Origin of the sequence: Thermogemmatispora sp. (assembly GCF_019683635.1) — a bacterium.
Taxonomy (GTDB): domain Bacteria; phylum Chloroflexota; class Ktedonobacteria; order Ktedonobacterales; family Ktedonobacteraceae; genus Thermogemmatispora.
In genome coordinates this window covers 35,634-54,212 of sequence record NZ_JADGIA010000002.1, presented here as the reverse complement: position 1 = coordinate 54,212, position 18,579 = coordinate 35,634, and the positions used below count along the sequence as shown (strand labels likewise).

The following is an 18,579-nucleotide window of genomic DNA, read 5'->3' as shown; positions in this document are numbered from 1 at the left end:
TAGCTTTCACACATCAGGTGCATCGGGCCAGGCTCCGTCTTGGGTTTGCTTGCTGGCCAGAGGCAAAGTGGCCAGGAAGGCGGGCCAGCGATACGATTCGATTGTAACAGCGCCGCTGGCAGATGCCTGCCCCATCTCACAAAGATGCCAGCAGTCGCAGGCTCCCGCATTTCGGCCTGGAAATACTTGAGGAGGAGCGCTTGTGCTTCGCTGTCTGCTGGCAGCGCTGGCTATCCCTCTGCCACGAGAAGAAGCCGCTAGGAGTGATTGCAGGCGAATCTCTTCCTCCTATTCCACCAGGAAAAGAGCAGAACGGTTATAAGCTTGCTACTACAAGATAGCATATTCAGCAGCAATCGTGAAGCAGGTAAACAGTATTAGATTTTCACTAGCGAGGCGGGCAACAGCAAGATCGGAGCCGCAGGAGCAGGCCAGGTGGAACAGGCAAGAACGAAGACTGTCGACCAGGCTTCGGCTATCTTACTTACGTTAAAGAAGAAAAACGGCTGGCAGAGCGCACTCGCCATCCAAAAGCCAGGCGAGCGAGAGAGCCGCCGGGGGCTGGCGAGAGATGATGGAGAGCAACCTTCTACTCGCCGTTGCGCAGATCACTGCTTGCTCCAGATAGGGACTGGCCTGGCTCACGGCTCGCTCACCCTTTCGGCCTCCGCCGCATCCATCGGGAGCGTGCTCTACCCAGCGTGGCAGGCAAAATTGACCGCTGTGCTCTTCAGGCAACGGCACGGTACGGCAAAGCAGGACAGGCCCCTGGCGGCAAAGCGATCAGTCAGGAGCGAGCAGGTGCCAGAGCTGGGCCTGGCTAATCGGCAGGGGAAAAAGCGCCAGTTGTAATGCGTACCGTCACAGTATTCGAGCTAGCCGCGCCATTGGAGCCGAAAACAGTGGCATGGACACGGGCCTGAGCGCGTCTGCTCACAGAGAAAACCTGCACGTGCCAGGTCAGTGTAGCCATACCGGAAGCATCGGTATTACCATTAACCACAGCAACAAAAGGCGCCACATTATAGGTCACCTGGAGCTGGACGAAGCTGTTCGGCTGATTCGTAATGACAGTGACCGTCACATCGCTATTGTTAGGTACGCTGCCGGGGAGACCAGAAATCTGCACCGCTCCGTTATTGGCGCCGTTATCAGCAGTACGGGTCGGCTTCAGCGCGGGTGTGCTCTGCATGGGGGGCTGGCTGCTCTCATTGCTTCCCTGTCCGCCTGGCGTAGGAAAGGTCGGACGCAGGTCTACTGTGCCCGTCGGTGCCACGCCTGGTGGTGGCGTCAAAGGCACACGAGCCTCCATGCTAGAGTTGCTCTGAATCAGGGTACCACCGATAATGACCGAGAAAATTATCCCCGCGATCAGCACCAACACGCTGGCGAGCATCAGAACCTTGTAGGCCGGGTCCTTCTGCCAGAAATAACTGATCTTCCCCAGTAGCGTCGGCGGCGCGCTCTGCCGCGGACGCCGGATCAGCATCTCTGGAGCGATGTAGGTCGTCTGCTGTTGCGGATCAGCAGCCCACTCTCCCGGCTTCGCACCGGGCGCTGCCGGCAGGATCAGCTTGCCGGAGGGCGGTTGGCCTCTCACTCCTTGTTCATCTCGTTGCTCTTGATCTAGCATCGCGCGTTATCCTCAATTTCAACATTTCAGTATAATCGTGCAGATCGACATCCCTGCGACCGCCGCCGGCAGGGGAGACTACGGGATATTACTCCTTATTTGATAACGATCAAAGCCCTGTTTCTGGCACCGAAGTACCTCGTTTTTGCTCCTCCTCACCCCCAAAAATCTTCCGTAGGGGTCCTCGCCAGCTGCTCGATGTGTTGTACAACTACCTCAACCGCCAGTTGATCCAGTGGCTGGCTTCGCACGGTCACCACCGCAGGCCCGAGAGGACGCCAGACCGCCGGGTCCGTGGGACCAAAGAGCGCAACGGTCGGCACACCGAGCAGGCCGGCCAGATGGCTGAGACCGCTATCATTGCCCAGATAGCAGCGCGCACGTTGGATCTGGGCCGCGACCCGCAGCAGTGGTAGATCGATCAGTACTTTTATCCTATCCGGCGGTGGGGTGGGCAGCACACGCACCAGCGCCGCCAGCTGCTCATGATCGGCAGGCCCGGCCAACACCAGCACTGGCCAATCACGCGCCCAGGCCCAGCGCACCACAGCAGCAAAGTGGGAAGCTGGCCAACATTTGGCCGCAGAGCCACTGCCCGGATGAATGACCAGGGGCGCCTCGCTGAAGAGCGGCGGCTCCTGCTCAAGCACAGCAGAAGGCAGCCGATAGCGACAGCTCTCTGCCTTGGCCAGATCAAAGGCCAGTCCCAGCGTCTGCGCCAGATAGGACGTCGCATGTAGATGGGTCCCCGCCGGCGGGCGGCCAGGGCGGACCGTTGCCGCGCTCACCCCAGCCTCGCGCAAATTGCGCTCTACGAGGCCCTCGGGATCGGCCAGCCAGCATACCACCCGCTCCGCCCGGCGCAGGCGTGCACCCAGTCCAGCCTGGTCCAGACCCCCTGCGGCAAAGAGCGCACTCCAGCCCAGGTCAGCATAGTCCTCAACAGCATCGGCCACCCCAAGCCAGCGCGCCAGCGGCAGCACCCGGGCGTTTCCCACCAGCGTTAGACTGGCGGACGGCGAGGCCGCCCGTAAGGCAGACAAGACCGGAAACGTCAGTAGCGTATCGCCAATCGCCCCGGGGCGAATCACCAGCAGCTCCCCAGGCTGCTCATCTGCCCTGCTCATACTCATGGCTTACCACTTCTTCGCCAGCGAGAGGATCTCAACAAGAACCGCGGCGGCCACAATGGCGAGAGCCGCCATGATGCTCCAGCTATGTAAGGCGCGCAGGATCAAATTGAGCACAATGCAGAGCGATAAGAGAGTCCCCTGACGCAGCGCATGCCGGATCGTCGCCCGGTAGAGACGCGAAGAGATGAAGAGCAAGCCGAAGAGGTAGGCGAGCGGGGCGAAAGTGCAGATGAGCGCCCCCAAAAGGAGCACAAAAAAAGCCACGAAGGCCAGCAACCCTTGTGGTGGAACAAAATAAGTAAAGAGGAGAAAAGCCGCCCAGACCGGCAGGGCCAGCCCACCCAGGAGAGAGAGCGCGGCACGATTGGAGATGCGATAGCGTAGGTGTTGCTTAGCCATAGCTTATTTCAACAGGCTGAACCCCTGGTTGTTCCCCAGCGGGGCCTCCTGGAGGCGGCGGCTCTCGCGAGCCTCCGAGCTGAAATACTTCTGCCAGATATCTGGGGCATCCTTGCTTTCGCCTCCGTGCCGGGTCAGGCGCTGGCGAACACGGCAGATCACCGGCGTATTGACAGCAGCTCCCGCCACAATCACCTGGCCCTTCGAGAGAGCAGGCAGATTATCCAGCAGATCACGACCAACCCCTTCAATAGCAGCGGCAACACTCTTCTGATCGATCTCGTTGACAATGCGCATAATGCACTGCGTCTGGCACTGGCTCAACACATCGGCGTCGAGCTTGCCGGGCCGCTGACTGATAATGCCTACGCCGATGCCGAACTTGCGCCCCTCAGCCAACACCTGCTTGAGAATCTGGGTCGAGACCACCTCAGTGCCGCTCGGCGCAAAGTGATGACCCTCCTCTAGCAGCACAAAGACTGGATAGGGCAGATAGGATTCACCAGAGTGCACTTTGCCGCGTTCGGTGTTCATGCGCGCCTGATAGAGGCGGCGCAGGAGCGTGGCGACAATGACCTGCTGATCGCGTTCATCAACTTCGTTAAGCTGCAGTACCGTGCACTGACCGGGCTTGAAGATCTCGCGCAGATCCAGATGCTGGACATCATCGAAGGTGAAGCTATCGACAAAGCGCTGCTCGATACGCCACATCAAGGCATGCATTGTAGTGGAATCGTCAGCCCCCTCGCCGTCTTCATCGTTCTTGTTGCGCGCCACTTTGCGAATAGCCTCCATCAAGTCCTGCGCGCTCCAGGGCGTACCTCGCTTCGTCTCGTTCACTTTGCGCAAAGCCCGGTTCAGCAGATACTGCTGCTTTTCAGTCATTTCAGGCAGGAGGTGACGCATGTCCCCCATGTTCAGGGTTGAGAGACGGACCTTGACCTGATCGGGGCGATAGATACGCACCTGGGCCCGGTAGCCCTCGACGCCCTCCTCGCCACTCTCCTCAGAGAATTCGGGAAGATTGGGCAATTGATCGAGCGTGCCGTATTCGCCATGCGGATCAACGATGAGCACGCAAGCCTTATTGTAGGGCCGCATCAGCTCCTCGATAATCACGCTGGCCAGGTAGCTCTTGCCGGCGCCGGTGCTGGCAATAATAGCCAGATGCGTACTGACAAAATCCTTGACCGAGAGCACAATGGGCACCGCCCCTGGAGTCCGCGTCAGCAGCGAGCCGATGGTTGCCGAGCCAGGCTGGCCGACGCGCTTGCGGCAGAGAATCTGCGAGAGCATCTCATCGTCCGCCAGAAAAATCTGCTTGCCCGACTGGGGTGGTATCCAGGGATTAATGAAGGAGCCGCTTTCGGGATCATAATAGCCCATGATGGCTACGTGCAGTTCGAAGAGTTCGTTGGCCCGCGCATCGTAGCCCACCATCGCCGCGACCTGGGCCGGCGAAACCTCCGGCTCCGCCAGGAAGGTGTCGGGATAGAGCTGCAGCGGGACACGCTTGATGATACGGCCCAGAACGCGCCGCGCCACCGGCTGAGCGCCGTTTTGGCCCCATTCATCAGGCTCATTCAGCTCATAATAGACATACTCGCCGTTCTTGAGCACCTGCTCATCGTCGCGCGAGACAAAGGTATATTCATGGGCCGACTCACCCGGTCCCTTGGTAATGCCCACAGGCTTGCGACCTGTGCGCCCTCGCGAAACAGGTGGCACATTGGCAGAATCACTTACCATAGCCGCTTAACTCCATCTCAGGTGAGAGATTGCCTCTCCAGAACTGCACACGGACGGCAGACCTGCACTGCCCCAGATCCAGATCCGCCCTGGTCTCGCAGCCTCAACCCTTAGCGGGCCAACCGGTCCCAGCCGCCAGCACCGAGCGCGGGGCGACCTGACCCGGCTCGCCCAGTCCTTCCTTGCTTCCGCCACGCACGCTGGCCCCGGCCTAGCCAGTGGTTTCAACCTTGAGACGCCAGGCGAAGTTACGTTTGACAATTGAGAGCAGAGAGAGATTCTGAGGAAATAGGCGTTCGAGCTGATCGATGATGCAGAGCGCTACCATCGGTAGCAAGCTATTGCGCTGGGCAATGATGTGAGGCAGGTAGCCCATATGGAGATAGGGCGGCTCATCCGGCCTGTCGGGGTCGCTGAAGAAATGGAAAGCCCGCACCTGCTCGTCGTCCATTGTTTCAATCTCGCTGCCCAGCTCCAGCGAGAGCAGAGGAACACCATGCATGATGGAGAAGACCTCGGTCTGGCCCTCGGGAGTGGTTCGCTCCTGCATCATGCCGAGCACCATGACATAGATCAGCACGGCGCGCTCGGCAATGTAGTCCGGCGAGAATAGCTCAACCTGAGTCTCGTTAGAGAGGCGCGGCCCCAGCGAGCCGAAGCTCGGATTGAGCAGGATGGTATCATAAATCACGCCGACGGCGTAGGTTCTCGGCTCCGTACTCATACCCAGCACGCGATGCAGCTCCGCCTCGGGATCATCGCCCTGGCGTGCACGCACAGCAATACGCACAAAGCGTCCGAAGGCATAGTCTTCAGGCGCCGGCTCGACCTCGACCTCGCGTGGGCCATAAATCTGACAGACGTAATTGATATGCGAGTCGGATTTGACGATCTTTCCTATGAACATGCCGATGCCTCGTGTGCGGGCATGGAGTAGCACGCCCTGTATCTATTGTACCTGCTACTTCTCTCTCTTGAGAAATGGTCTAGATTCACCCTCTCCTGAAGAGCGTCTCTTACCCCTGGTCATGGCTCCAGCCAGAAGAAAGGGTCAGCTTCTCGGAAGCGACGGGCGGCAGTGGCCCGTCTCACCTGGCGGCCATTATACCATACTGAGTGTCGCGGGAGGAGGCAAGTTGGCCTTCTAGCTCTGCCGGCTCAGGCCAGACTACAGGCTTCTTGGCCAGATGAGGGTATGGTAGGCAATGAGAGGCCAGAGAGAAGACTTCAGGCCGGGCAGATAAGAAAGAAGGGGCACATCGGACAACGGCCCGGGTCAGCGGGAGTCGCGGCGTAATCGTGTTCTTTGAGGCGCTCCAGACTCTCGACCAGCCTGGAGTAGAGAGTCTGCTCGCGCCGCTGTCCAAGCTTGACAGTCTTGATCTCGCCCGTGGTCAGGTTATCGCTGTGAAGCTCGACCTCCTGCCCGGGATAGTGCTCACGATAAGCATGCATATAGAGTAATTCGCGCGTGTCCGGCTCCGGCTCCTGCTTGCGTCGGCCAAAGCGCGTACGCACGAAGCGCACCGGTTGCTCAGGCTGCCGCGGCATCTCGACGCGATCGACATCGACGCGAATCGTTTGCCCGGCGATCTCAATGGTGAAGCCTCGCCAGAGCTGCCAGCGCTGCGTCTCGGCGCTGTCCAGCAGCTTGCGATGGAGCTGCTCAGCTACCTCGCGTCCATGCCGTTCGTACAGCGAGGCAAAAGGGGATTCGTGGCCGCCAAGCTCGCGCCAGTATCGGCTATAAAGTTCATGCACATCTTCACGCGTCGGCGGGGTCGCTGACACCTGCTGTCCCTCGGCGGTGGCCCGCTGCGCTCGTCCAACCCACTCATAGAGCGTCTCCAGCGTTCTACGCGTCGCCTGAACAAAGAGGGAGTAACCTTCTTGAAGAGGCTGGAAACGATAGATATAGTTGTAGAGATACTTACGCGGGCATTGCTGATAGCATTCGACAGCAGAGGCATTGAGGACTTCCGGCTGCATGGCGCGGATAAATTCTTCGTGGGGCCGGGTCAAAAGAGCAGCCTCAGACTCCCCGCGCCTCTCTTCTTCGTCAGCCGCGGCTGGCTCGTTCTGACCTGGTCCTGGTCCGCGCCATTCTATCCTGATGAGGCGCTCAGGTGGCAGACCGGCCAGCAGTGGCTCCAAAAAGACGGAAGGTTTTGCCGCACGCTTGCCTGGGCGACGGCTATAGCTTAGAACGAGATAATCTCGGGCGCGCGTGACGCCGACATAGAAGAGGCAGGCTTCGCCGATCTCATGGAGGGCGGCCTCATCGCTTTCGAGGGAGAGCATGCCGTCGGGGGGCGGCACGGGATTATAGCGTCGCGTGGCAGGAAAGCGCTGCTGATTCAGTCCAGGCAAATAGATCACGGGAAACTCCAGACCTTTGCTGGCGTGGACAGTCATGACCCGCACCACATCCGCCCCATCCCCCTGGCTCTCCTCAAGACTCTGCTGGCGCGTGCTGCTGTCCTGACGCAGCATCAAAAGGACGCGTAAATATTCCAGGAAGCCACGGACCTGCTCATAGAGAGGACCAGTCTGCGCAGCATCCGCTAGTGGGCTGATAGGCTGATTCTCTGCCGGTGCGGGTTCCTCGCGCAGCTGGCGCTGTTGTTGCAGGTCATAGCGTCGTGCCAGCTGGAGCAACAGGGCATAGTCGGCCAGGATGGCCCGCGCCTGGGGATCATTGCGGGCCAGGAGGCGGCGCACCTGATCGGTTTCGACCAAGAGATATTGAGCGAGCAGAGACCAGATATCGGGAGCCGAAGCCAGGCGCTGAAGCAGCTCGCTGAGCAGGCGCAGTGAGCGCCGCCCGGCATCGCTGAGGGTCTCGGGAATATCGCCACGCAGCACGAGCAGGCCCGGGGCAACCTGCTGCTCACGCGCTGCCAACAGGAGGGCCTCAACATCGGTCTGACTCAGGGAGTACTCCGGCCAGCGTGCCGCGCGGAGCAGCCCCATACCGTTCGGTCCTGCCAGCAGCAGGAGGGGGGCCAGCGCATCCTTAACGTGTTCCTGTTCCAGGGTACCCCCGTTCTCTATGACCGGCAGGCCCGCCGTCGCCAGCGCTTGCGAGATGCGCCGGGCCTGAGCGCGCGTGCGGCAGAGCACAACCAGATCGCGGTAGCGATATCCCTGGCGAGCACGCGCCTGGAGATCAGCGACCAGGCCCGCCAGCTCGGCGGCCTCATCCTCGGCCACCGCCAGCGTCACATACGGCTCTGGCAGCGAGGGGCGTACAGCTTCGTTGCGCCGCAGCGCTGCCTCTTCACCGAAGTGTCCAGCCTCCAGACGCTGAAGGCGAAAGGCTTCTGCCAGCGCGACAATATCGGGGCGCGAGCGATAATTGCGGTTCAGCGAGAGGATTGCAGCCCCCGGATAATCTTCACGGAAGCGGGCGATGTTGGCCGGAGAGGCTCCTCGGAAGCCGTAAATGGCCTGATTCGCATCGCCCACCACCCAGACACGGCGGGCCTCCCCTGCTAGTAGGCGCAGCAGAACGCCACTGGCTCGATTGATATCCTGAAATTCATCGACAAGGATATGCTGGTAGCGATGCTGCAGCTGTTGCAGGAGATCAGGATAGCGTTCGAGGAGCTGCACTGTCAGCATGATCAGGCCGCCAAAGTCGATGTCGCCACGCCGCTCCAGTTCCTCTTGATAGAGGGCATAGACCGCCGCAATTTCACGGGCACGCTCCGCCCGCTCGCGCTCTTCAACGGTCTGGGCCTGCTCCAGCATCCGCTCCGCCAGCTGACGATAGCGTTCAGGGGTCACCAGCTCATCTTTGGCCCGCGAGATGGCCTTGAGGATCTCGGGGAAGTAGAGCGTGGGCTGCGTCAGATGGTGATAATAATAGAGGGGAAGGCGAGGCGTCAGGCTGCGCAGTAAGAAATAGCCCTCGGCGTCGTCAACCAGGGTAAAGTCTGGACGGAGGCCCGCCAGCTCGCTATACTGGCGCAGAAACTCGGCGCAGAACGCGTGAAAGGTGCTCACTGCCGGCAGCTCCCAGGCGGCGCTCTTCGGCCCGGTAGAGGCCCGCAGAGCCTGACTCAGACGCTCCTGCATCTCTTCAGCGGCTTTGCGCGAAAAGGTGAGGGCCAGAATAGAGCGCGGCGCGACGCCGCAGGAGCGGATCAGATACTCGGCGCGCCCGATAAGCGTACTGGTTTTACCGCTGCCCGGCCCGGCGATCACCAGGGCTGGGGTGGACGCAGCAATGGCCGCCTGCTGAAACTCATCGTAAGACCGGCCCGCCCTCGTTGGTGCAGGCGCAGATGAAAGAGCAGGCCCTGGGCGCTGCTGAGGCTCTTCTGCGGGTTGCTCTTCTGGCTGGACTTGTGGCTCCATGACAGGAGGATATTCTTTGAGTAGCCCAGCCAGACGGTTAAGCATAGCGGCCTGTGAGACCCCGAAGCGGTTAGCCAGATAGGCCGGCGGGAGGCCATGCTCCACATAGAGGGCACGCACCGCCTCCAGAGGCATCAGCAGCTCGGCAGCAAAGAGATTAGCAGCCAGCTCGCGTTGGCTGCGAGGGCTATAGGACTGACCAGGGCCGAGCAGCTCCTCGACACTCCCCTCATCAGAGAGTGCCCCGATCTCCTCGCGAATCTCCTCCTCTCCGCAGAAAGCGATCTGGTCTTGCTCCTCCTCAGCAAGCACTGCCAGTCTTCGTTCGAGAGGCTCTAAGATCTCTTCAAGTTCGGGTAGCAGAAGGAGCATCGTCTCATTTAGAGGACGATGGAGGATAACATGACCGAGTTCATGCGCGAGCGTAAAGCGCCGCTGAGGCTCTGGCAGATTACGGCAGATCCAGATCAGATTGTCGCCAGGCTCCAGATAGCCGTAGGTACCTGGGGGGTGATCAGCAGGGTGAAAGGTGGCGATCTCCAGCCCAAGCCAGGCAACCAACTCATCCAGCGGAAGGGCCTCGGCCTTCCAGGATGGCCTGACGTAGCGATAGCGCTGGCGCAAATAGCGAGCCGTCAGCGTGGCCAGCGCGCGGGTCTCTTGTTCCATAGATGGCGCCTCCCTCCCCGCAACTCGTTCTTTGCTTCCTGCCCCTCCTGTCGTCCTGCCATCTCGTTGGAGACCACAGGCCGGTCAGAGAGAGGAAGAAAGAGGAGATCCACAGATTCTGCAGCATTATATCATGATATCATGCCCGTCCGCGGTGGCCAACCAGCGACGAGGCAGAGCCGACAGAGCCGGAAAGATGGCAGGCGTCCGCATGAGGGCCAGCGATCGAGGGCCAGGCCCGGCCCAATCAGGGTTGGCAGGCGCAGCGGAGACCGGGCAGAAACCTTCTGTGCAGTGGCCTTGATTTTGCTATAATTGAGGGAGACAGGCAGGCGGCTAGTCCTACCTGGTGCGCGCGGCGGGCGAGACGGCCAGGCGTAGCGCGGCGGCAAGGGAGCGGACACGCCCTCATACCTATGGGAGGTTCCTGGTCATGGAAGCATCCGAAATATTGACTCGCGCCAGAGCGGGGGAAGAAAAGCCAGATGGCTGGATTGTGCTGCCGCTGCAGCGCGGCAGAGTGATCCTCTCGATCATCGGGTGGCTCTTCGGGGCAGCTCTGGGCCTCATCCTATTTGCAGCAATCTTTCCTATCATGGTACCCGAAAACTACCACAGCGCCTTCGGAGCGATTGCCAGCACGATCTTTCTCGGTATTCTCCTCTTCATCGGTCTTGGCAGCATCTGGTGCCTGATCAACGACGTACGTCGTCTCATCAGAGCGCAGGATTATCTGATTGTCATCACGCCCGAGGACTTTGTGCAGCAAAGCGGGAGCAAGGTCATTCACGTTCCCCTGATCAACGTCCGCTATGTGACAGCCAGAGGCCGGGCCAAGCCGGACCGCACGCCACCCACCAACCAGCTTGCGCAACTTGGCAGCGCCAGCGAAAACATGGTGGGCTTTCTCTTTGGGCGTGGTATGACCCAGTCGCCAGAGGAACGGCGCAAGGCGATGAATTCGCGCGCCCCTACCTCGCTCGCATTCATCGACACACGCACCAATAGCGAGGTCGTTGTCACTACGGATACAGCCTACGGCGATCCCTTCCTGATCGCCGCCTTACTGAAACAATACGCCGCCAGAGCGCAGCAGATCGCCTAAGCGGCGGGATCAGGGAACGAGCCGCCATCTCTCTTGCCCGTAGACCGACCGTGCGCATGCACGCATATACCTCCTTTTGTCTTTTCCACGCCATCCTGTGGCCACCGATAGGAGTGCCCTATGCTGCTGGCTATTGATATCAGCAACACCAATATCAAGTTTGGCCTATACAACAGTGAGGCTCTCAAACATCACTGGACCGTCTCCACTGTGCGCCAGCGCACTGCTGACGAGTATGCGATGGTACTGGGCACGCTCATGAACCATAGCGGGCACGCTTTCGGCGACGTGCATGCCGTTATTTTCTCGTGTGTCGTGCCGCCGTTGACGCCAGTTTTCCAGGAACTGGTTCAGCGCTATTTTCATCAGGAAGCCATCATCGTCGATCACACGCTGGATCTGGGACTGCACCTGCTGGTCGATAACCCGTGGGAAGTCGGTTCAGACCGCATTGTAACGGCCATCGCCGCTCATGAGCTGTATGGTGGTCCCGCCATAGTCATCTCTTTCAGCACAGCCGCCACCTTCGATGTGATTTCAACCCAGGGCGACTTCCTCGGTGGCGCCATTGCCCCAGGGCTGATGATCTCAGCCGAGGCCCTCAGCAATGCCGCCGCGCGCCTCTTCCGCGTCGAGCTGACCCCTCCGCGCTCGGCCCTGGGCAAGAACACCACCGAGAACATGCAGTCGGGCATCATCTACGGCCATGTGGGCCTCGTCCAGGGGCTGATCCACCGCCTGCGCGCCGAGATCCCCGAGGTGTCCGATCAGAACGAAGTAAAGATCATCGCCCACGGAGGCCTGGCCAATTTTATGGCTCCGCTCATCCCTGAGATTCAATACGTGAACCAGTTCCTCCCTCTGGAGGGTCTGCGCATCGCCTACGAGCGTCTGCGTAACGGCTATCGCCAGCGGGAGCGCTAGCGAGAGGCCAGAATAAGCCGGTCCTCTTTTTCAACGGGCTGCCCCAGAGGCTGACTGCGCCTGGCCGCTAGCAGCCAGGCCAGATGCTCCGCTCCCAGAGAGTAAGAAAGGCGAAGAGGGTGAACCTCTTCGCCTTTCTTGCTGCTATGGACCCTGTTCCCACACTTTGTTGCTAGGAGACTAGTTCTTCAGCAATTGGGCAATCTGATGCAGATCGCTGGCGGCCTGATGCAAGGCCGTATGAGCTGTTTTCTCGGCGCTGCGCACCTTCGCGAGGTTGCTGGTGTAGGCGGCGTGGTCCTGGTTATAGTTCTCTGGGGTCAGCGTGGGAAGCGTGCTCTGCACAGTGTCAAACTGGGCTTCCGCCGTTGCGAGCTGAGCTTTGAAGTCGTTATAGAGGCTCTGCAACTGGGCCTGCTTGCTGGCGGGAGCAGCGGCGATGGCCTTCTCGATGGCAGCCTTGGCCGTCTCCATTCTGTTGGCCAGCTTCTGCTCGATATCAAAGTGGAGTTGCTGATAGTCGCGTGGCAGTACAACCGCATAGATGCGGAACTGCCAGAAAATGTTTCTGACGTCCTGGCGGGCAGCCTGGGCCGAGGTCTCAGCGTCGAGCTTGCTCTGCAGCGCTTTCAGGCCGTTCTGGTTAGTGGCGATGTCGGCCTGGAGAGCGCTGGCAGCATCAGCAGTGATGTGTCCAGCCTGCTGCTGCTGCGTCACCCGACTGCTGAGTGTATTCAGGGCATTCAGGCGCGCCGTGATGAGCTGGTTTCCAACGTTGATGACGCATTGGACATCGTTGCGGGCGCACTGTCCACCAGAAGCCGGCGCCGCCTGGGCAATGGCCGGCAGAGCCAGATAGCCTACAAAGCCCGCCACCACGAGGCTGACCAGAGTCAAGAGGGTCAGCTGACCGGGTCGCTTTAGCCCCTTGAATAGTTTCATCATCTCTTTGGCCTCTTACACTTTTCTTGAATGATATGTTACAGGAGAATGGTCAGAAGACAGTACCAGATGCCAACCAGCCAGGCCCCTTCCTAGGGGAGAGAAGCATTATCCTGGCCCTGATCACTAGAGTTGGCGTCGTTTTGGGACTGGTCCAGAGATGGCAACGTACCCTGGACCTGCTGGTCAATCGACTGCACCTGCTGCGCCGGACTGCCGCTTCCCGCCGATGGTGTGCTGCTCTGATTGCTCGTGCTCGCTGGTAGCGACTGACTCTGCGAGCTGGCCGGAGCAGTCTGGTTTTGCGAGCGCAGAGCATGCCCTGCGCAGGCCGTCAGGGCCAGCATCGCCACCAGCAGAGTCAGCAGCAAGGCGAGGCTGAGCAGTGGGCGGATAGCGCCCGCGCCGGGCGCTGTTGACTTTTTGCTCATGTTCTCCATAGACTAGCCTATTCTCTATAGCAGTAATAGCCTGATATCTGATCAGTTATGGCTTTGCGCACGGATCAGGAAAACTTCCCGTCAGGCCAGGACCTGTGGTGCCGTCGTAGTGAGATGACCCATCACAGAATGAAGGCACCTGAGCTTTTCACTCCGCAGAGGAGTATAGCAGAAAAACCTCAAGAATAGCTCAAGGTCAACCAAAGATTTGCTCAATGCTGCCGGCGAGCTGCTCTCTGCGCGTCTGCTTCTTCGGCTCGACAGCTCTCCGTTGTCAGGCTATCGGGTGCAGGCCGGAGCGTAGTGTGGCGGATAGCGGTGAATAAAAAAAGAAGCTGCCAGTCGAGAGATCTCGACTGACAGCCTTCCCTTTTGTTCCGCTGCGGGAACAGGGAGCAAGCGCCGTGCCAGACTACTGCTTCTGCTGGCTCAGCCCCTCGGCGTAGCGGCGCTCGATCTCCTCCCAGTTGACCACGTTCCACCAGGCATTCAAGTAATCGGCGCGGCGGTTCTGATACTTCAGGTAGTAAGCATGCTCCCAGACATCGTTGCCCATCACAGGATAGAGGCCATCCATGTAGGGGCTATCCTGGTTAGCGGTCGAGATCACCTGCAGCTTCCCCTGCTTGTCCAGAACCAGCCAGACCCAGCCCGAGCCGAAGCGCTTCAGTCCAGCATCATTGAACTGAGCCTTGAAGTTCTCGAACGAGCCAAAGGTCTGCTCGATCGCCTTCGCCAGATCGCCACTGGGCTGGCCGCCGCCATTAGGCTTCATGATGCGCCAGAACATGCTGTGATTGGCATGTCCGCCACCGTTATTGCGCACCGCGGTGCGCACATTCTCCGGTACCTCGTTGATGCGCCTCAGCACCTCCTCAACCGGCAGGCTGGCAAAGGGATGGCCCTCCAGCGCGCTGTTGAGGTTAGCAACATAGGTACCGTGATGCTTATCATGGTGGATTTGCATCGTTTGCGCATCAATATGTGGCTCCAGAGCGTCGAAGCTATAGGGCAGAGGTGGAAGTTCAAATGCCATAGACCTTCTCCTTTTTTACACCCAAGAGATTGCCAGGATGGCGCTTCAGAGAGCGAGCTAGCCCTGGCCCGACTCGTTCCACTCGCCTGCGCTAGCGCTAGCTGGCGGGCAAAGGAGAGAAAAGCGAACCGGACCCGGCAGCAGGGCAGCAGGTCCGGCAAGCGGGCAGACACAGATACGCATGTACACGAGCATGCGCGCCCGAGCACATGGGGCAGTCGAGGGACTGGCCAGAGCGTCGCGTCGCGTCAGCCAGCACTAGAGCACTCTCCTGTTTAGTTGTATTCGATAAGATATGCGATTGTCAAGCAGATGCATACCTTTCCGTCAGGCCACACAGGAGCGTCGACCGTCCGCCGACTGTGCTTGCCCCGACATCTCCCCACCAGCCAGATGCGACGCCAACGGGCAAGCCAGGTCAAGCTTGCCTCATGTATTAGTATAGCGTAAAGAGCGCTGGCCGCCTCTGAACGAAAGGACAGTGCCTTGACAGGCAGCCAGTCTTACCCTCAGTCCGTCTCCATAGCCAGCGCAACGCCAGCCAGCAGCCAGCGAGCGCGCTCAGTGCCACCAGGGTAGCGTCAGACCTCCGTAAAGGAGAAGGCCGGCCCCAGCGGCCAATAGCAGAATGACAAAGACATGCACGCGCCGACTCAATGCCAGCAGGCAGGCAGCAGATCCAATGACCCAGGCCCGCCAATCGCTGGCGCTATGGCCGATGATTGTCCAGGTATTACCCACAGTGATTCCAACCACTGCCAGCGAGACCCCGCGCATCAGCGCCTCGACCCAGCGCAGTCCCCCAAGGCGCTGATACAGCGTCTCCCAGATCAGCGCCACAAACGGCGGAATCATGATCGCCAGCAGCGCCAGAGCAGCCCCCAGATAGCCATAGGTCAGGTAACCCAGGGCAATGACCCAGAGACCGTTTGGTCCAGGACTCAATTGGCCAATGACCAGGGCCTGGCTAAAGTCGCTCTCTTCAGCCCAGTGGTTAGCCAGCAAATCCTGATGCAGGCTGAGAAAATTGCTGAAACCGCCGGTTGAGAAGAGCGAGGCTTTGAGAAACAGCCAGAAATAGAGAAAAGGATTCTTCATGGCTGCTCCTTGTTATCAGACTGCTGCTCTGCTGTGGCCAGGGAAGGTGCTCGGACGAAGAGCAATCTACCCGCGAGAGCGGAGGCCACCACAACGAAGACCACAGCGATTTTGCCAACGATAAGCGCCAGGGTCACCAGAGCAATGAAGGCCAGGCTGAGCAGCAACATGCCGATGCCTTCCTGATAGCCCTGTTTCAGTAGTGGGCGGGCAAAGTTGATAGCCACTACCAGCATGATCCCAGCTGTCGCAGGCACTACCCCGCGGAACATGGCATCGACAAAGGCCAGGTGCTGAATCTCCTGAAAGCCGGCGGCGATGAGGGTGGTGATCGCCGCACTCGGTAGCAGCAAACCCAGCAACGAGACGAGGACGCCCCAGCTTCCAGCGAGCTTGCGCCCAATGAGCACAGTGATCGCTACCAGATTGATGCCCGGGGTCATAATACAGAGATTCCAGTCACGGGCAAATTCCTCAATCGTCAGCCAGCGATGCCGTTCAGTAAACTCACGTTGGATCAGCAAGAGTGTCGAAGAGCCGCCGCCGAAGGATTGCAGGCCAATCAAGGCCCAGATACGCAGCAGCTCCCAGACCGATGGCGGCGGCTCCCTCGTCTCCTGGAGAGCAGGCGTCGTGTCCACAGTGACCGGTAAAGGCTGAGTCGATGGCTTCTGTCGATCTGCGTGGAAGTTGTTCATAAGCGTATGGTAGTGTAGAGATGCTACAGGAGGAGTTTGGCAGTAACCAGCTCAGCCTTTATTCTAGCACATAGCTTCAGGGATAAGCCAGCCAGCGGCAGGCCCCAGGCTCTCCTCTCTCGCTCAGGTATTTGCCCCATGTCCCCAAGGAAGTCAGTCAGCAAGCAAGGCGGGTAGCTCTTTTTCTAGAACGACCAGACGCTGCAAGCAGTCTTGGAGGGCCTGACGCTTTCGTTGCACAAGAAACCACTGCGCCCTACCGCAAAGCAAAGCCTGCTCTTGCAGGCAGGTAGCGGCAGCAGCCAGACCGGCCTCGCTTAAAAAGAGGGCGGCGTCGAGCAGGCGCCGGGAGGCGAGAGGCAGAACGAAACCCACAAGCTGGCGCTCCAGCGAGCGCGACCAGCGCTCAGCCTGCAAAGCGACCATCAGACGTTTCAGCGCGGCCACGCCACTATAGAGAACAGGGCCTTCGAAAGACTGGCCCAATTGAGCGCGGATGAGAGACAGGGTGCGAGCGATGAGCACAGCACGCTCAGGAGCTGGCCGCTCCTGAGCCTGGAAGCGCATACGGAGAGTGAAAGGTGCATGAGGGTAGCCGATCTTCTCCGCCCGCCAGGCTTGCAGGAAGTCGCGCACAGGCAGCCAGGCATAGGGATACTTTTGAGGATCGTGCAGCAAGAGATATTCGTCGTGGACTGCCAGCACCAGAGCGAAGTGATCGGCTCCACGCAAGTGGCTATGCTCGGGATGATAAGTCAGCCACCCCAGGTCAAGCGGACCCACCAGGGCCGGTTGCTCCTCGACAGCAGCACGCAAGGTAGCTAGAGCCTGGCGCTCATCAACAGAAGCAGCGTCAGAGGGAGGCCATTCCTGGCAACTCCAGCCAAGAGTCTTCAGCGCCAGCGATATCCCCTGATTGGGGTTAACAGCAGCGTTGGAGAAAAAGACCTGTGGTCCTGTCGGCAGTTCCAGATAGAGCTTACCGAAAGGGAGGGTTGTCAGGCATTCCAGGAAACCTGGTTCAGGGAGCCAGTCGCGCTCGGCGCCTGCCGCCTGCAGCGCCATCGCCAGGCTATGCGCATAGCAATAATCGCTGTTTCCCCAATACCTCACCAGGGGAGGCCGAGGCGAGTCGGACGAAGGGGGTGGGCCGGGGTTCCACTCCGACTCTGGCCTTGAAGTTTCCACAGATTCAATCTCCTTTTCCTCGATGAACTTCTGTTAAAAGTGTAGCCGGTATTTTTACTTTTATCAACCAGGGAAAAGGGGGAAGAAGAGCAGAGCAGAAAAAGGGAAGCCCGGGCGGAAACCGAGGGAAGAACGTGCCCGAGCTTCGAGAAGGAAGAGAGACCGACGCTTGTACGAAGCAGCGAGAAAACAGTTTACAGCTCGCTGCGGAACAGCGACAGATAGACTACCTCAGAGCCGGCGTAGACAATCTGGCCGAGCCACCCGCCGTGGCTGATCGAGAGCAGACGCAGACCGGCATGCTTTTCAGCAGGGCGGGCCTGCTTATGGAGCGAAGTCACTGTACAAAGCTGTGCAAGATGCTCCCCCCGCTCGCGGCGACGCGCCTCAGCAAGACGCTGCCGGAGATCGTCCAGATCGCGCAGGCCCTCCAGATTGAGGGTTGGGCGAGATGGAGCGCGGCGCTGACGCTCGGCCAACAAGGCGGCTGAGCCATAGCAGTAGATCAGTAGCACAGGCAGTAACTCCGCCCAGTAAGCGCTATTAGGAGCCACCTCTACCCCGACCAGCGTGCCAGCCAGGAAGAAAGCTGCGCCGACCTGACCGGGCTGCCACTCCAGCGCCTGGCGGTAGGGCAGCAACTGAGCAAAGTTAGGACGCAGCCAGCGCTCCAGATGGCCACCGTAATTGACTCCATAGCGGCGCGAGTAGGCAGCAATCGCCGTCCAGAGGCGACTAAAATCCTTGACGCCCTGCAGCTCGAAGGCCGCGCGGCGCAGCCCCAGAGGCAACATGCAGAAGCGCTGTTGGGCCTGGCGCAGAGTGCCGCTCTGAGCCTGCTGGATGCAGAAGCAATCGTCTGCCGTCAAGGTCTCGCTGGCATCGAGGAGCAGCACGCGACTGGTTGCGTGATTCTGCACTCCTGGCTGAAAGAAAGCCACGTGCATGGGCAGCACCAGCACACCATCGGTGGCGCGATTGCGCAACACGAGCGTTCCATAGCCAGGCGACCCGACGACCTCCAGGGAGCGCATAGGAGGAACAAAGCGGGCGCGACTCTGCTCCTGCTCAGTGCTGACCGGGAAAAGGCCGACGACCTCCAGCATGCCCCAGGAGACGAGCGGACCAGGGGCCAGGTGGGCCAGCAGCCCTGGAAGAGGAGAGGTTTCCGCCGCCTCCTGCTTGACCTGCATCTCCATCATG

15 protein-coding genes are annotated in these 18,579 nt (G+C 59.8%); 2 read left to right on the top strand and 13 right to left on the bottom strand.

Features of this window, described 5'->3' with window-relative positions:
- Positions 1 to 820: 820 nt before the first annotated feature.
- The 6 genes from IRZ31_RS00595 to IRZ31_RS00570 all read right to left on the bottom strand — a co-directional run bounded on the left by IRZ31_RS00595 (position 821) and on the right by IRZ31_RS00570 (position 9,945).
- Complete coding sequence (locus IRZ31_RS00595; RefSeq protein WP_297148427.1) at positions 821 to 1,633, bottom strand: hypothetical protein; 813 nt, start codon at positions 1,631 to 1,633, stop codon at positions 821 to 823.
- Between the two features lie 155 nt (positions 1,634 to 1,788).
- Complete coding sequence (locus IRZ31_RS00590) at positions 1,789 to 2,766, bottom strand: glycosyltransferase family 9 protein (RefSeq protein WP_297148425.1); 978 nt, start codon at positions 2,764 to 2,766, stop codon at positions 1,789 to 1,791.
- Positions 2,767 to 2,769: 3 nt separating this feature from the next.
- Entirely contained in the window at positions 2,770 to 3,165 is a 396-nt protein-coding gene (locus IRZ31_RS00585; protein WP_297148423.1) for a hypothetical protein, read from the bottom strand.
- Between the two features lie 3 nt (positions 3,166 to 3,168).
- Positions 3,169 to 4,914 carry an ATP-binding protein gene (locus IRZ31_RS00580; RefSeq protein ID WP_297148421.1) on the bottom strand — a complete coding sequence of 582 codons (1,746 nt, stop codon included), beginning with the start codon at positions 4,912 to 4,914 and terminating at the stop codon, positions 3,169 to 3,171.
- A 211-nt stretch (positions 4,915 to 5,125) separates the two neighbouring features.
- Positions 5,126 to 5,821: a hypothetical protein gene (locus IRZ31_RS00575; RefSeq protein WP_151729196.1), complete on the bottom strand. Its 696-nt coding sequence runs from the start codon at positions 5,819 to 5,821 to the stop codon at positions 5,126 to 5,128.
- 320 nt (positions 5,822 to 6,141) lie between these two features.
- Entirely contained in the window at positions 6,142 to 9,945 is a 3,804-nt protein-coding gene (locus IRZ31_RS00570) for a UvrD-helicase domain-containing protein (RefSeq protein ID WP_297148418.1), read from the bottom strand.
- 433 nt (positions 9,946 to 10,378) lie between these two features.
- Between IRZ31_RS00570 and IRZ31_RS00565 the strand changes: the two genes are divergently transcribed.
- Both IRZ31_RS00565 and IRZ31_RS00560 read left to right on the top strand, forming a co-directional pair.
- Complete coding sequence (locus tag IRZ31_RS00565) at positions 10,379 to 11,050, top strand: hypothetical protein (protein WP_297148416.1); 672 nt, start codon at positions 10,379 to 10,381, stop codon at positions 11,048 to 11,050.
- Between the two features lie 120 nt (positions 11,051 to 11,170).
- Positions 11,171 to 11,974, top strand: a complete 804-nt coding sequence (locus tag IRZ31_RS00560) for a type III pantothenate kinase (protein WP_297148414.1) — start codon at positions 11,171 to 11,173, stop codon at positions 11,972 to 11,974.
- A gap of 180 nt (positions 11,975 to 12,154) precedes the next feature.
- Here the strand turns inward: IRZ31_RS00560 and IRZ31_RS00555 are convergent, their stop codons facing one another.
- The 7 genes from IRZ31_RS00555 to IRZ31_RS00525 form a co-directional block, all read right to left on the bottom strand.
- The gene (locus IRZ31_RS00555; RefSeq protein WP_297148412.1) at positions 12,155 to 12,919 is read right to left on the bottom strand and encodes a hypothetical protein; all 765 of its coding nucleotides are present in this window, start codon (positions 12,917 to 12,919) and stop codon (positions 12,155 to 12,157) included.
- Positions 12,920 to 13,008: 89 nt separating this feature from the next.
- Entirely contained in the window at positions 13,009 to 13,347 is a 339-nt protein-coding gene (locus tag IRZ31_RS00550) for a hypothetical protein (protein ID WP_297148410.1), read from the bottom strand.
- A gap of 421 nt (positions 13,348 to 13,768) precedes the next feature.
- Entirely contained in the window at positions 13,769 to 14,392 is a 624-nt protein-coding gene (locus tag IRZ31_RS00545) for a superoxide dismutase (RefSeq protein WP_297148408.1), read from the bottom strand.
- Positions 14,393 to 14,953: 561 nt separating this feature from the next.
- On the bottom strand, positions 14,954 to 15,490 hold the full coding sequence (locus tag IRZ31_RS00540; RefSeq protein WP_297148407.1) for a chromate transporter: 537 nt from the start codon (positions 15,488 to 15,490) through the stop codon (positions 14,954 to 14,956).
- Positions 15,487 to 16,188: a chromate transporter gene (locus IRZ31_RS00535; RefSeq protein WP_297148404.1), complete on the bottom strand. Its 702-nt coding sequence runs from the start codon at positions 16,186 to 16,188 to the stop codon at positions 15,487 to 15,489. The genes IRZ31_RS00540 and IRZ31_RS00535 overlap by 4 nt, the downstream gene beginning before the upstream one ends.
- A gap of 153 nt (positions 16,189 to 16,341) precedes the next feature.
- Entirely contained in the window at positions 16,342 to 17,376 is a 1,035-nt protein-coding gene (locus IRZ31_RS00530) for a hypothetical protein (RefSeq protein ID WP_297148403.1), read from the bottom strand.
- Between the two features lie 194 nt (positions 17,377 to 17,570).
- Positions 17,571 to 18,578: a hypothetical protein gene (locus IRZ31_RS00525; RefSeq protein WP_297148400.1), complete on the bottom strand. Its 1,008-nt coding sequence runs from the start codon at positions 18,576 to 18,578 to the stop codon at positions 17,571 to 17,573.
- Between the last annotated feature and the right edge of the window lies 1 nt (position 18,579).